The organism is Sedimentisphaera cyanobacteriorum (assembly GCF_001997385.1).
In the GTDB taxonomy this organism is placed as follows: Bacteria; Planctomycetota; Phycisphaerae; order Sedimentisphaerales; family Sedimentisphaeraceae; genus Sedimentisphaera; species Sedimentisphaera cyanobacteriorum.
In genome coordinates, this window is the sequence record NZ_CP019633.1 from 2,225,556 (window position 1) to 2,240,335 (window position 14,780).

Sequence of the window (14,780 nt, forward strand, 5' to 3'; positions counted from 1 at the left end):
TCCCTTATTTGGCCGGCAGTATGCTGCTTTCGTGAAATTTAAAAATGCCTCTCAAAGAAACCAACAGAATAGAATTAAAACGAGACCTTACAGATAACCTTGAGAAAGAGGTTATAGGCTTTTTGAACTGTCGGGAGGGGGGTAATGTGTATATTGGTATTGCAGATGACGGTAGCGCAGTTGGCTTGGCCGATCCCGATTCAATGCAGCTGGCTGTAAAGGACAGGCTCCAAAACAATATAAAGCCTTCCTGTTTAGGACTGTTTGATGTCCTGCATGAACAATATGAAGGCAAAGATGTTATAAGGGTTAATATAGCTGGCGGATTGGAAAAACCTTACCACCTAAAAAGCAGGGGAATGAGCGAGAAGGGATGTTTTATTCGTATTAAAACTGCCGCAGAGCCGATGACATTGCGAATGATTGAGGAGTATTATTCAAAACGCACCCGAAATTCTCTCGGGAAAATTAAGGCAAGCAGGCAGGATCTAACTTTCGAGCAGCTGAAAATATATTACAATGAGCGGGGGCTCGGCCTCAATGATAAATTTGCTCAAAATTTGGAACTGCTTACCGAAGAGGGCAAATTTAACTATGCCGCATACCTGCTTGCAGATAGTAACGGCAATTCTGTAAAGGTAGCGAAATATTCAGGCAGAAACAGAGTGGATTTGATAGAGAGCAATGAATACGGCTTCTGCTCTCTAGTGAAGGCAACTAAAAGCGTGCTTGAAAAGCTGAATATTGAAAATCGGATTTCGACAAAAATAACTCCTCGTGAACGGGAGAATAAACCGCTCTGGAATCCAATTGCTTTGCGTGAGGCGGTTATCAATGCAATAGTGCATAATGATTACAGCCATGACGTGCCTCCGAAATTTGAGATTTTCTCGGACAGATTGGAGATCACTTCCGCAGGAGGGCTGATACTCGGTATTGATGAGGATGAGTTTTTTGAAGGATATTCAATCCCGAGAAACAAAGAACTTATGCGAATCTATAAAGACCTTGATATGGTTGAATACCTTGGTTCGGGGATGCCGCGAATTATGCAGTATTACCCGCGGGAATGTTTTAAATTTACGAATCATTTCCTTAGAATGACTATTTATAATATAGCAAATGTAATCAAAGATCGTCGCACCACGGAAGTCGCCACGGAAGTCAAAAAGATGCTGGGGGTGATAAAAGGTCAAATGTTCCGCTGGGAGATACAGGAAAAAATGAACTTGAAAAATGCTGAGCATTTTCGTAAAGAATATATAATACAAGCCATAAACCAAAATCTTATCGAAATGACGATTCCAGATAAGCCCAGCAGCCGGCTTCAAAAGTACAGACTAACGGAAAAGGGAAAGAAATATATCGAAACCAAAGGAGAGACGAGTAATGGAGCCTAAAGAGTTAGAGAAATATTCATCAGCGGTAAGCCTTTCGGATATGGAAATATTCGTGTTTCCTGAGCTGATGTACAGCCTAGTGCTTGCTAATATTATGAGCCCTTCGCTCTGGAAATGGCGTGAAAATGAGACATTCAAAAAGCTTGAGGGCAAAAGCCCGTATCGCAAGCTGATGCGTATGCGTCAGTTTATAATGGATGAATACGAATTCAACCTCGACCTGAACACATGGGGACTCACGCACAAGGATAAAGAGCTTGAGCGTTTTTCCCCATATATATCGCCCCGTAAGATAGCCGAATCAAATGCCCTTTTCGGCTATCACGGTGATGAATATTATTTTGATCTGGATATCAGGCGTCATTTCGGTCTAGATGAATACGACGGCGACATCATTCCGTACTGGAAAACTGAAACTGTAGAGGCGATGGATGCCTTTCGCTACAAGCAGAGCTACACCACCGGAGCGGGGGAGTGCGTATCGCTTGCGGCGCTGTATATAGCTGCCGGCTTCGTGGTCTGCGGCATCCCTCTGGAGGATATGTATATGATCCTTACCCCTCTGCATTCCCAGAATTATATCGATGTAAATGAAGGTGTTATCACAAACAACCGCAGAATACTCACGAAATCAATGTGGTTTAACGGAACTGAAATCACAAACAAGGCACAAAGAGCGCTTCGAAATGAGCAGGTAACAATAGTTTCTCACAGCAGCGGGTATGTACATTTTATGTACGAAGATGCCACGATAAACCATGAAAACTATACAGAATTTGCAGCTAAGCTCAAAACCTTCCTGAAATCCGGCCTTGATTTAACCATCTTTGCCAATTTCCTTCGAAGCAAACACGAATATATGAAATATTTTGCCTTCTGCCGGCACCATCACGGCAAACATAAATATATAGATGCCCGCACATTTTTCCGTTATGAACACGGAAGCAAGTTCAAGATAGCCGCAGATACTATAGATAAGCTGTTTGACGAGGTGGCGGATGACGATTTCAGCTGCTGCAAGGGCGGTAAGGAGATAATATGCATAAATGACTTTATAAAACTGGTAAGAAAACTCGACATAGATTTTACCAGCTATCAAGACATCTCAAGGCTTAATGAATATTTGATTGATTATTTCGAAAATCCGCAGGATTTCATTGAAGATTTGTGGAATTTTCTCAATGTTGTTCCGGCTCTGCCCTCAGAAAGGAAAAATTTTCTGCCAGAGTCAGAGATTAATCTCACGACCGATATGCTTCGAGAAGAGGTAATCGAGCACTTAGAGGAGCTGAGAGAGACGAATAAAACTGTTGATTTGGCATTTTATGCATATCGTGATATGAAAAAATGTATGTGGGAGCCCTTCCTGAAGGCGTCTTTAGAGCGTTGCCCCGTGTGTTTGGAAAAGGCCGGAAATTTGAGTTCGCCATCGGCTGTTTACCACTGGCTGAAAGATATGGATGAGGGATCAATATACGATTCATCAAGGCTCGCGCATCCTGATGAAGTGGCAAATTATATGCGAGGTGATGGAATTGAAAAGGCTGTAACCATGGCCTGCATTCTTAATTCAAGAGGGCTTGAAGACCAGCTGGAAATCAATATTCAAAGCTGCTGCCTTACTCTGTCTTATCTGGGCGATAGTTATGAATTTGAATCGTCTAAGGAAATATACAAGAAAATTTCTATTAAACCTGATGCTTATGAAGCCCCGCTCTTGCCTCAGGCCGCCGCAGCAGATTAAAAACCGGTTCAGATTACAGTGTCTTATTGTATGTTCAGTAAAGAAAGCACAATTTAGATGAAAATATTAACCCTGGCAGCAGTTCTTTTAACGTCCGCAGTTTTTGCGACGGTTTTAAGAAACGCAGACTTCGAAAATTCTCTTGTCTGGCAGGGGGGTAAGTGGTCTGTTTCGGAAGGGTCAATCTTTCAAACCTCGCCAAACGGCCTTGCCAGGGCTCTCTGGCCTGTTAATCTCCCGGAAAACTATCAGATTACAGCTGAATTAAAAAAACTTGAAGGTTCCGACGGCCCTATGATTATATTCAGGGCAGAAGGATTTGATAAATTTTATGCCCTGAACCCGGCTCCTAATAAATCTAACGGGATTTTTCAGTTTATAGACGGCAAGAAAATCCACAACTTAACCAAAAACTTTAACAGGGTATTTTCAAAACAGCAGTGGTACAGGGTGAAAGTTGTGTGCCGGGATAATGAATTTCAGTCTTATTTAAACGGCAGTAAATTCAGCTCTGTTACTATTGAAAGTCCTATAATTTCTAATAACTCTGTGGGTATTGGGAGCTTTGATTCGTCCATAGAGATGAGAAATTTCACAGTTAAAGACCTTGAAGGCAATGTGCTTTTCTATCCTTCCCTTGAGAAAGAAATGAGCAATATTACCGGCTGGAACCTTGGAGGAGAAGGAAACGCTGAAGTTTTAAGGGAGGGAGCAAACGATTCAAATTGTCTTTTCATTAACAGCGACTCGAAGCTTCGTCTCTCTCAGACAGGTTTAAGGCTTGATAAAGCTAACGGCTATCGTCTCAAAATGGACTACAAAGCGGTTGATATGGTTCGTCTTCCAAAACAAATATATCTTTTTGTATATTATAGTTGGGAGGGTCGGGAAGGCCCTAAATATGCCTACAGTCTCGACGGGATGCACTGGAAAAAGCTAAATCCCGAACAGCCTCTTTTCGATCCGGATGTAGGCGAGGAAAAACGATTTATGGACCCCAGCATCATAAAAGGCCCTGAAGGGCGTTTCCATATGGTATGGACTATAGGCTGGGATCAGCACAGCATCGGGATTGCCCATTCAGACAACCTCTATGAGTGGTCTTTGCAGAAGGCGCTTCCTGTTATGGCTCATAAGAAAGGCATCCAAAACTGCTGGAGTCCGGAAATATTTTACGATAAAAAAAGCGGGCAATATTACATATATTGGGCGTCGAGCATAAAAGGCGGCTTCCCCAAAACCGCCAACACCACTCCGGACGGGAGAAACCATAGAATTTTCTACACAACCACAAAGGATTTTATTACATACTCACCAGCAAAGCTTATGTTTGATAACAATACAAACGTTATTACGCCCAAGATCGAGCAGACCCGAAGCGGAAAATACGTGATGTTTGTTAAAAATGAATCGCGCTGGCCTGAAGAGAAAAATATAAGAATGATGGTTTCTGATGATATTGAAAACTGGGATTCACCTCTAAGCGAGCCGATCCACGATACCAGTTTTTGGGCGGAGGGGCCTTCTATTTTGAAAATGGGCGGCTGCTGGTATGTGTTTTACGAGAAATATATGGCCTCTGAGTTTGGTGCAGCTAAAAGCTGCGATCTTGAAAAGTGGCAGGATATTTCAGATGAAATCTTTTGCCCTGATAGCATTCGGCAGGGTTCATTTGTGCGGGTTTCCAAAAAAACCTTCAAAAATCTCGCCGGCAAATTTCATTTCGGCCTTTCTTCTCCTGATAATGTTGCTGTAAGCGTAAAAGATGGGCAGATCGAGCTTTTTAATGCCGTGTTAGACAATTTCAAGCCTGAATGGAATACCTTCGATGATACCTTTTATTCGGTTTACAGTACACAAGATGCGGTTTTGAGCATCAATATTGAGGGGGAATCGCAGATCTGGTTAGATAATATAAGCTTGGAGAAGCTGGAGCAGAAACAATGAAACAAGCACAGAATATCATTCTTATCGGTATGCCGGGGGCGGGAAAAAGCACAATCGGAGTCCTCTTGGCCAAGTACCTCTCCAAGTGGTTTATAGATACAGATGTGCTGATTCAGTCTCTCGAGAGGAAAACACTGCGAGAGATAATTGCTTCTGAGGGGCTTGAAAGATTTATTGAAATCGAAAAGCAGCACCTCAAGAAAATCCAGGCCTATAATGCGGTAATCGCTACCGGCGGAAGCGCCGTTTACGATGATGAGGCGATGAGCTGCCTCAGGGAGAGCGGGATTACGGTGTTTCTCGATGTTGCCGTGGAGGAGATAGAACGAAGGATCAAATGCACCGCTGAAAGGGGGGTTGTGATCTCTTCAGGGCAGTCTATCCGCCAGCTATACGAAGAGCGCGTTCCGCTGTATCGCAAATTTGCAGATGTTGAAGTGCAGTGCGGCAGCCGCACCCAAGAAGAAAATGCCCAGTGTATTGCCGAGATGTTTAAGCGGAATTAGTAGTAGTCTTCCTGCCAGTGCTGAAAAATCTCTGCAAAATCAAGCATATTAACAGCACCGTCGGAGTTTACATCCGATTCAGCAGCGTTTCCAGTTGGCGGGTTTTTCAGCCAGTTTTTCGAGAGCTCCTTTATATCCGCCTGATTTATCAGGCAGTCTTCGTCGATATCTGCCGGATTAGAACCGCAGTTTGATAAATCTGATAGCGTCTGCACTGCCCAAGAGTAAAAGTCTCGCGTTCTGTGGGCATAAATTTCCTGAGCTTCGGGCAGTTTTGTGGCGGGGTTGAGGTAATATGCCCTGCTGCCGTATTCTGTGTCAACCGAATAAAAAACTCCAAAGAGCAGCCATTGCTTACCGTTATTGTAGAATACCCCGCCCCCGGAATCGTATTCTGCTATACTGCACTCGTAATCTGTTTCTCCCGGGCCGTCAAAATCCAGCTTCAGAAGATCTATCTGGCCGTTTTCCTGCTTCCAGTCCAGCCAGCCAAGCTCGTTTGTTCCCCAGCGGATTTGGGAATTGTCTCCAGTCCATTCATATCCGTAGTCAATCTGGTTGTTCGGATCGTCATCTCTGTATTTGCCGTATCCGCCAAGCACTACATCTGAGCCACGTTCGTTTATTGAGGAATTTATGCCGGCATACTCGTCAAAATTTGCATACCTCAGCCTTACAAGCCTTATATCAGCCTCTGAATCAGGGTGTTCAATTATTCGAACGGCTTTATAATCCTGCCCATCGATTTCAACAGTGCTTCCGTATCCGCCTCCCTGATGCCGCGTGGTAATGATGCACCCGGACGAAACAGCAACGCAAGAGGCGTTTGAATTCCATCTGCCCAGAACTGAAGAGGGGGGTCTGCCGCTCCAGCTTGCAGGCGGTTCATAATCGGGATGAAGTATTATACCTGAAGCAAAAGAGCACAGCAGAATAACTGCAATAGTACAATTTCTCATAATATAATCATTTCTGCTTAGTGATTGTTGTATCCGGCAAAATCAATTATAACTTGTAAACCGCTTTTGCCTAAGAAAAACTTTATACGCTGCAAGCAGCATCAGTAATTTCACAGATTCCCCCGGATCACGCAGTTTTTGTGTTTTTTTACAGCGAAGCCCGCGAAACACACGAAGGGGATATGGTTTTAATTGATTTTATTATTTACAGATGGCACGGATGGCACAGATAATTTTTATGAATGTAAAGCCCTTCTATTAAATAACTAACAGAAATCTTCGTGCCCTTCGAGCCCTTCACGGTTTAAACCAATCCCACGAGGTTTAAAAAAATTACCCGCGGTTTAAAATTAATCTCATCGCCAAACACTAAAAAGTCCAGAAAAGTTGAGCAATACCAGCGTCAAGAAATCCAAAAAATGCAAAGAGCAGCTCAATTCATAATATTGCCCTGCCTGCAGCCTTTGCTCCAATAAATCTTTGCCTGACAGAGATTTGTAAATATAATCCCGCTTTATGGAAAAGAACAGCAAAACAAACCGGTGCGGGATACAGCAGGATCTTCTGCCTTTCGTTGAAAAGCCCGGAAGATATATCGGCGGCGAGGTTAATTCTTGCAGAAAAGATTTCGATGCCTGCGATGTCCGCTTTGGTATATGCTTTCCCGATACATACGAAATCGGCATGAGCAATACTGGCGTTTCGCTAATCTACGAGCTTTTAAACCGGCTTGAATGGGCGGGCTGCGAGCGATTCTTCACCCCTTGGACGGATGCGATTGAAATAATGCGGGAAAAGGGGATTGAGCTTTTCTCGCTGGAATCCAAAACTCCCGCAAAAGAATTCGATATGCTCGGCTTTTCAATAACTACAGAGCTGTGCCACACTAATATTCTCGCTATGCTTGATCTTGCAGGCCTCGAGCTTCGAAGCAAAAACAGAGGCGAGAACGACCCGATAATCCTCGGGGGCGGGCAGATTGCCAACTGCTGCGAACCTATGGCGGATTTCTTTGATATTTTTATACTCGGAGACTGCGAAGACGCCCTTCCCGCCCAGCTTGAGCTTTTGAGGGAAAGCAAATCTCAGGGCATAAGCAAAGAGGATTTTCTCCTTGAAGCGGGCAGGCGTTTCAGCTGGGCGTATGTGCCGAGGCTCTATGAGCCTTCTGAAAAAGGCGGGATAACTCCTGCAAAGAGCGGTTTGCCGGCTAAGCTTGAGAATGCCGCAGTAAAGGATTTCGAGAACGCCTGCATACCCGAGAAGCCGATTGTCCCGTTTGTGGAGGCGGTGCATGAGAGAGTGAGTGTGGAGATTATGCGGGGCTGCCCGAATGCGTGCAGGTTTTGCCAGGCGAATTTCACAAAGCGCCCCGTAAGGCTAAGAAGCGTGGAGCGGGTTTTCAATGCCGCCGTAAAAAGCTATGAGGCAACAGGCTTTGACAGCGTATCCCTGCTAAGCCTTTCAACAGCAGACTACCCTTGGCTGGAAAAGCTGTCAGAAAGGCTCAATGAATATTTCGCTCCTCGAAAAGTGGGAATTTCTCTGCCGAGTCTGCGAGTGGAAAAGCAGCTTGAGCTGATTCCCGCTCTCGGAGCAGCAGTGCGCAAGAGCGGGCTTACTATCGCAGTTGAGGCAGCCAGCGAGAGGCTGCGAAGGCTTATAAACAAGCCGATTACAAATGAAAAGCTCTTTGCAGGTCTGAAAGAGGCATACAAAGCAGGCTATCAGCGCGTGAAGCTGTACTTTATGGCAGGCTTCCCTGGCGAAACAGAGCAGGACCTCCGGGAGATTGCAGACCTTGCAGGCGAGGTGAGCAGGCTGGCAAAACAGATTACAGGCAAAACAGCTTCCGTTAATGCTGCGGTAAGCTGGCTTGTCCCCAAGCCTCATACGCCTTTCCAATGGCAGGGGCAGAAAAGCGGAGAATATTTCGAAAACGCAAAGCAGATTATCCTCAGCAGGAAAAAAGAGCTCGGCCTCGGACGAAAAGTATCATTCAAATTCCACGATATAAGCCAGAGCATCCTCGAAACTGTCCTCGCAAGGGGTACAAGAGAGCTCGGCGGGGTTATAGAAGATGTTTACCGTGCAGGCGGGATGTTCGATCTATGGCATGAACATTTCCGCTTTGATATATGGCAGGAAAAGTTCGCACAGAGCGGCATTGATTATCAAAGGATTGCCCAGAGCGATTATCAGCTTGAAGATGTTCTGCCCTGGGAGCATCTGGGAGGCCCAGACAGAGAGCTGCTCCTGCGGCATTGGGAAAAGGCCTTGGATATTATCAGCAGCGAAGGGCAGCCACAAAGCGGGGAGCGTTCTGAAGAATGCTTAGAAAGGAAGGTTTAAGTGTGCGGTGATTATGCAGTAGAGCTCAGCGTTATCTCTCCTATGTACAACGAAGAGGCTGTGATTGGAGAAAGCGTTCGAGGGTTAGCAGAAGCGATTGAAAAGCTCGAAGCAAGCTGGGAGCTGATTCTCGTAAACGACGGAAGCACAGACAATACCGCTGCAATAATAGAGAAGGCTGCAGGCGAGGATGAGCGGATTCGTGTGGTTAGCTATAAACGCAACAGAGGCAGAGGGTATGCCCTTCGCTCAGGATTCAATGCCAGTAGAGGCAAATACGTTATCACAACCGAATCAGACCTCACTTGGGGGAAAGATATAATCGAAAAGCTCTACAGTGAGCTTGTACGCAGCGAGGCGGATGTAGTGATAGCATCGCCCTACACAAAGGGCGGAAGGCTGGAAAACGTTCCTGCTAAGCGGGCTTTCCTTAGCAGAATGGGCAATGAAATCCTCAAACGCACCGTCCCCGCACCGATCTCAATGCTCAGTGGGATGACCCGAGGCTACAAAGGCGATATTATCCGCAGCCTGCCTCTCGAGCAGGACAGAAAAGAGATTCATTTGGAGATAGTTTCCAAATGCGTTATGCTCGGGCTCGCGTTCAGCGAGGTGCCCGCAGTTCTGAAATGGCAGAAACCCCAAACGAACGCCCCGAAGCGAAAATCGAAATTCAAGGCGGGAAGGCTGATCAAATCCCACCTGCTCTTCAGTATGTTCGAGGCGCCGGTAATGCTTTTCGGCACTCTCGGATTTGCGCTTTTGATTATCGGAGCGGTGTTCGGATTTCATCTCGGGATTGAATATTTCATAAGGGGCGAGGTAATCGGAGACAGAATCATATTCATCCTCGTTACGATTTTCCTGCTCAGCAGCGGGTTCAGTATGTTTCTTTTCTGCTTCTTTGCCTACCAGATCAAAACCCTTCAGACCGAGCTTTTCAAAACCCAGCTTCTGCTCCACAAAAAATGCGGCAGGGAAAATGAGGGGATATCTAATTAATTGATTGGAAATATGCTTATGGATACCGAAGAACTAAAAAAAATTATAAGGCGCGGCGAAGACACGAAACATCAGTTCAAAGAAAATATCAACAACGAAACATCTTTAGCGGCTGAGATTGCGGCCTTTGCTAACACTTTAGGCGGCTTACTTCTAATTGGCGTGTCAGATACCGGTGAGATTAAAGGCCTCTCCAGCAGTGATGTAAACAGAATAGGAAGAATGGTTTCAAACGCCTGTTCTCAAGGGCTGCGGCCGGCTGTAAACCCCATAACAGAAAATATAGAATGTGAGAACGGCTTTGTTATTGCTGCCCAAATCGAAGAAGGCATTTCCAAACCTTATACTGACAAGGATGGAGTGATTTGGGTTAAAAGCGGGCCAGACAAGAGAAAAGCTACATCCAGAGAGGAAATTCAAAGGATGTTTCAGAGCTCAAGCCTAATCCACGGTGATGAGGTTTTGATAAAATCGATGGATTCAAAGCATATTGACAAAGAGGCCTTCGCAGAATTTATGGAAAAGGAGTTTGATATAGCCCCTGAAGCAGAAAATCTCGAACGTTCACTCGAAAACCTAAACCTTATGAGGGACGGGTCTTTGAATCTTGCAGGAGCTCTTTTGTTCGGTAAAAGGCCGCATATTCAGCTTCCGGCTTTTATAGTTAAGTGCGTCTGCTACCCGGGCAAAGAGATATCTGCAAACAACTACATAGAAAGCAAAGATATTAAAGGAACTATCCCGCAGATGTTTGAGGGAGTAACAGCATTTTTGCTTAGAAATATTCGATGGATCCAGAACGGCAAAGATATAAATTCAATTGGAGACCCCGAGATCCCGCGAATTGCCTTAGTGGAGCTGGTGGTTAATGCCCTGATACACAGAGACTACTTTATCTCCGCCCCTGTAAGAATTTTTATCTTCTCAGACAGAGTGGAGATTATAAGTCCCGGGCATTTGCCGAATAATCTTACAGTGGAAAATATTAAAAACGGAAATTCCAACATAAGAAACCCGATCCTTGCGTCCTTCGCAGCAAAACTCCTTCCATATAGAGGTTTAGGCAGCGGGATAAGGCGTTCGCTGAAAGCATATCCCGGTATTCAGTTCGAAGACGACAGAGACGGCAATTTATTCAAATGCCAATTGATTAGAAAACAAATTTGAACGTCTTACAGCGGGCAGGTCAATGAACAGAAAAACGAAGATAACGCTGCAGGCTGCTGTATCAGCGGCGCTGATTGGGTTTATACTCTCCCGCATAAACCTGCAGGAGCTTGGGTCTGCTATAAGCGGAGCAAGTGCGGGGCTGCTTTTTATCTGCTTTGTACTGCTGATTCCAAACTATCTTCTAAGGGCGTACCGCTGGAAGGTCCTGTTTCAAAACAGCTCGCATTCAATCACCCTCAAGGATTCAACCCTGCTTCTTTTTACAGGACTGGGGCTGAATCTCTTTATGCCCTCAGGCAGCGGGGATATCGCAAAGGCCTATTTCGGCTACAGGTGGTCTGGAGTGAAGGAGAGGATGGTTTCGATAAGTTTTCTGGATAAGCTCATCGCTGTAAGCTCGATATCCATACCCGGGCTTGCTGCCTCGCTTATCACATCCCGCCCGATATTTGCCGGCCTTTCTCTTCTTGCCGGCATTCCGCTGATTTTTGTTTTTTTCTTTGCCGGCTGGATCTCTCGAAACGAAAAAGCGAAGGAATTCATAAAAGACCGTGCCGCCGGCAGATTCGATTTTGAGCTTTTCTTCCACCAGCTCAATTCCTGCAGGGGCAAGCTCGTTTCTGCGGTTTTTCTCTCAATACTCGGCTGGACAGTAACATATTTTATTTTTTTTATATGTTTTAGGATGATAGATTGTCAAATTTCGTTATATTACGTGTTTTCGGTTTCCCCTATACTCACGCTTGCAAGGCTTTTTCCGTTTGCTTTAAACGGGCTCGGCAGCGATGAGGCCGTGATTGGGTTCTTGTTTCTTTCAAGCGGCTTGGAGGCTGAAAACGTGTTAGCAGCGGCTCTTCTTTACAGAGTCGTTCTTTTGATTATTCCCGGGCTGGCCGGGCTTGTAATCTTGAATATCAAAAAGAAAATTATAACTTCCATCGATAAAACAGTTTAGAGTGATATATGGGATTGTTAAAGAAAGCAAAGATGGGGATATACCGCTTTATACGGATATTCCGGTGCAATGATGTGATGGGCATAATGAAGCCTGATGCCGAAACGGTGCTTGATATTGGCTGTCAGGAGATGTATTTCTACAACCAGCTCAAGGAGCATTACGATGTCACCCTTGCAGACTGCGAGCCGAGAAACGGCCACATCGTTAAAGAGAATGTCGAAAACTTAAGCTTTGATGATTCGAGCTTCGATATAGTAATCTGTCTTCAGGTGCTCGAACACGTTCCAGACCCTGTAAAGGCAATGAAAGAGCTCAAGCGGGTGGCAAGAAAACAGCTGATTATAACAGTTCCTAACGAGCCGCAGTTTACATTCGCACGTATGGGCACTTGGGAGAAAGAACATCTATGGGCAATACAGCCCAAGGTTTTTGAACATCATCTCGGCAAGCCCGATATGTTCAAAACGATAATCTTCAACAGATACTGCCTGTTTGCTTGGGATATAGGCGAGGAGTAGAGCGATGAAGATTCTCTGCGTTTGCGGAGCAAGACCCAACTTTATGAAAATTGCACCGATAGTCGATGCCTTCTCAAAGGCGGGTATCGACCGGGCAATCGTGCATACAGGCCAGCATTACAGCCCGGAGATGAGCAGAAATTTCTTCGACCAGCTCGAAATCCCAAAGCCCGATGTGAATCTGGAGGCAGGCCCCGGTTCGCACGCATTTCAGACCGCAGAGATAATCAGACGCTTCGAGCCGGTGGTGATAGACCAAAAGCCTGATGCGGTTCTCGTGGTGGGCGATGTAAACAGCACCATCGCCTGCGGGCTCACGGCAGTGAAGCTTGGGATAAAGCTGATACATGTGGAAGCGGGGCTGAGAAGCTTCGATAAGGCGATGCCCGAGGAGATAAACCGAATCCTCACCGATTCAATAAGCGATATGCTGTTTGTCTCTGAGCCCTCAGGCATTGAAAATCTGCGAAGAGAAGGCAGGCCTGAAGAGGCGGTGTTTCTCGCTGGAAATGTGATGATTGATACGCTCTTCAAACGATTGAGCAAAGCTGGAAACTCAGATATTCTAAAAAGGCTCGGACTCAAAGAGAAAGAGTTCCTCACACTCACCCTCCATCGCCCTGAAAACGTTGACAGCAGAGAAAGCCTTCTGAAGGCTGCTGAACTGATAGAGCGTGCCTCTGAGCAGCTCAAGATTGTTTTGCCTTTGCATCCGCGCACGAAAAGAGCGTTCAAACAAGCCGGCTTGGAAGAGAGGATCACAGGGATTGAAAATCTTGTTATCTGTCCGCCACTGAATTATATCGATTTTTTGAGGCTCCTCAGCACTAATGCCTGCGCTCTAACCGATTCCGGCGGCGTGCAGGAAGAAACAACCGCTCTGGGAATCCCCTGCATCACCCTGCGTAAAAATACAGAAAGGCCTATCACGATAACAGAGGGTACAAACACCTTAACAGGCCTGAATCCCGAAAAGGCCGCCTCGCAGATCAAAAAGCTTTCTGAGAATAATTTCAAGGCAGAAGGCAGATGCCCGAAACTCTGGGACGGTAAAGCAGCTGAAAGGATTGCAGCAGAGGTTATTAAAACCCTCGCATAATTGCCGCTGAAATCATATTTACATTTGACTAAACTGCCTATTTCTCTGATAATTCCCGCAAACTTCATATCAGCTGAAATTAATAAGAGGAAATTGTATGATCGTTGTAATGAAGCCGCAGGCATCGAATGAGGATGTTAAGCACGTAGTAAAGCTTGTAAACGACTTCGGCCTGAAAGAAAATATTATATACGGAACTGACAGGACTGTTATCGCCTGCATCGGCGATAAAAGGCACGTTGAAAAGAGTGCTATAGAGAACGCCGGAAACGTGGAAAAGGTGGTTCCGATTCTCGCTCCGTACAAGCTCGCCTCAAGGGAGGTGGTGAAGGAGAAAACGGCGATCAGGATCGGACCTGAAAAATTCCCGCTCGGGGGCAGTAAAGTGGGTGTTATAGCAGGGCCTTGTGCTGTGGAAGACCTCGATCAGGTGCTGAAAACCGCTGAAAAGGTGAAAGAAGCCGGCTGCATCGGGCTTAGAGGCGGAGCATTCAAACCCAGAACAAGCCCTTACAGCTTCCAAGGGATGAAATATGAAGGACTCGAGATCCTCGCCAAGGCAAGAGAAAAAACAGGGCTTGCGATTGTTACTGAAGTGGTGAGCCTTGATAATGTAGATGCAGTAGCCCAGACGGCAGATGTTTTGCAGGTTGGGGCGAGAAATATGCAGCATTACCCCCTGCTCGAAGCTTTGGGCAAGGTGAATAAGCCTGTTCTGCTGAAAAGAGGCCTATGCTCAAGGCTGGATGAATTCCTGCTTGCCGCTGAATATATCATAAATGCAGGCAATAAGCAGGTTATTATGTGCGAACGCGGGATACGCACGTATGAGGAGTACGTTCGCAATACCCTGCCTCTTGCATCCATACCGGCCCTGAATGAAAGAACGCATCTGCCGATAGTGGTTGATCCCTCCCACGGAACGGGACATTCGTATATGGTTGCGCCAATGTGCAGAGCCGCAGTTGCAGCGGGGGCGGACGGACTGCTGGTGGAATGCCATTTAGACCCCGAACACGCCCTCAGCGACGGGGCGCAGTCTATAACGCCAAATGCTCTGAAGGAAATGGTGCAGTCTGTAACAAAAATTGCGGAAACGCTCGGCAGGTCTGTTTAGAATAAATT

At 45.8% G+C, this 14,780-nt stretch carries 12 protein-coding genes; 11 read left to right on the forward strand and 1 reads right to left on the reverse strand.

The features are described from left to right. The first annotated feature begins 44 nt into the window (after positions 1 to 44). Genes L21SP3_RS09010 through L21SP3_RS09025 form a run of 4 tightly spaced genes read left to right on the forward strand, consistent with a single transcriptional unit; the run spans position 45 to position 5,597 of the window. Complete coding sequence (locus tag L21SP3_RS09010) at positions 45 to 1,400, forward strand: Fic family protein (protein ID WP_077540775.1); 1,356 nt, start codon at positions 45 to 47, stop codon at positions 1,398 to 1,400. Next, positions 1,390 to 3,144 carry a hypothetical protein gene (locus tag L21SP3_RS09015; protein WP_193791084.1) on the forward strand — a complete coding sequence of 585 codons (1,755 nt, stop codon included), beginning with the start codon at positions 1,390 to 1,392 and terminating at the stop codon, positions 3,142 to 3,144. Before L21SP3_RS09010 ends, L21SP3_RS09015 begins: the two co-directional genes overlap by 11 nt. A gap of 57 nt (positions 3,145 to 3,201) precedes the next feature. Continuing rightward, the gene (locus tag L21SP3_RS09020; RefSeq protein ID WP_077540777.1) at positions 3,202 to 5,091 is read left to right on the forward strand and encodes a family 43 glycosylhydrolase; all 1,890 of its coding nucleotides are present in this window, start codon (positions 3,202 to 3,204) and stop codon (positions 5,089 to 5,091) included. Next, positions 5,088 to 5,597: a shikimate kinase gene (locus L21SP3_RS09025; RefSeq protein WP_077540779.1), complete on the forward strand. Its 510-nt coding sequence runs from the start codon at positions 5,088 to 5,090 to the stop codon at positions 5,595 to 5,597. The genes L21SP3_RS09020 and L21SP3_RS09025 overlap by 4 nt, the downstream gene beginning before the upstream one ends. Here the strand turns inward: L21SP3_RS09025 and L21SP3_RS09030 are convergent. After that, positions 5,594 to 6,556 carry a dockerin type I domain-containing protein gene (locus L21SP3_RS09030; protein WP_077540781.1) on the reverse strand — a complete coding sequence of 321 codons (963 nt, stop codon included), beginning with the start codon at positions 6,554 to 6,556 and terminating at the stop codon, positions 5,594 to 5,596. The two genes, L21SP3_RS09025 and L21SP3_RS09030, sit on opposite strands and share 4 nt — an antisense overlap. A 516-nt stretch (positions 6,557 to 7,072) precedes the next feature. Here L21SP3_RS09030 and L21SP3_RS09035 point away from each other — a divergent pair. The 7 genes from L21SP3_RS09035 (at position 7,073) to aroF (ending at position 14,772) form a co-directional block, all read left to right on the forward strand. After that, complete coding sequence (locus L21SP3_RS09035; RefSeq protein ID WP_077540783.1) at positions 7,073 to 8,908, forward strand: TIGR03960 family B12-binding radical SAM protein; 1,836 nt, start codon at positions 7,073 to 7,075, stop codon at positions 8,906 to 8,908. Beyond that, complete coding sequence (locus L21SP3_RS09040; protein ID WP_077540785.1) at positions 8,909 to 9,910, forward strand: glycosyltransferase family 2 protein; 1,002 nt, start codon at positions 8,909 to 8,911, stop codon at positions 9,908 to 9,910. 18 nt (positions 9,911 to 9,928) lie between these two features. After that, complete coding sequence (locus L21SP3_RS09045; protein ID WP_077541921.1) at positions 9,929 to 11,077, forward strand: RNA-binding domain-containing protein; 1,149 nt, start codon at positions 9,929 to 9,931, stop codon at positions 11,075 to 11,077. A gap of 22 nt (positions 11,078 to 11,099) precedes the next feature. Next, on the forward strand, positions 11,100 to 12,035 hold the full coding sequence (locus L21SP3_RS09050) for a lysylphosphatidylglycerol synthase transmembrane domain-containing protein (RefSeq protein WP_077540788.1): 936 nt from the start codon (positions 11,100 to 11,102) through the stop codon (positions 12,033 to 12,035). Positions 12,036 to 12,043: 8 nt separating this feature from the next. After that, entirely contained in the window at positions 12,044 to 12,556 is a 513-nt protein-coding gene (locus L21SP3_RS09055) for a class I SAM-dependent methyltransferase (protein ID WP_077540790.1), read from the forward strand. Between the two features lie 4 nt (positions 12,557 to 12,560). Continuing rightward, complete coding sequence (gene wecB, locus L21SP3_RS09060) at positions 12,561 to 13,655, forward strand: non-hydrolyzing UDP-N-acetylglucosamine 2-epimerase (RefSeq protein WP_077540792.1); 1,095 nt, start codon at positions 12,561 to 12,563, stop codon at positions 13,653 to 13,655. 97 nt (positions 13,656 to 13,752) lie between these two features. Then, positions 13,753 to 14,772: a 3-deoxy-7-phosphoheptulonate synthase gene (gene aroF / locus L21SP3_RS09065; RefSeq protein ID WP_077540794.1), complete on the forward strand. Its 1,020-nt coding sequence runs from the start codon at positions 13,753 to 13,755 to the stop codon at positions 14,770 to 14,772. Positions 14,773 to 14,780 lie beyond the last annotated feature (8 nt).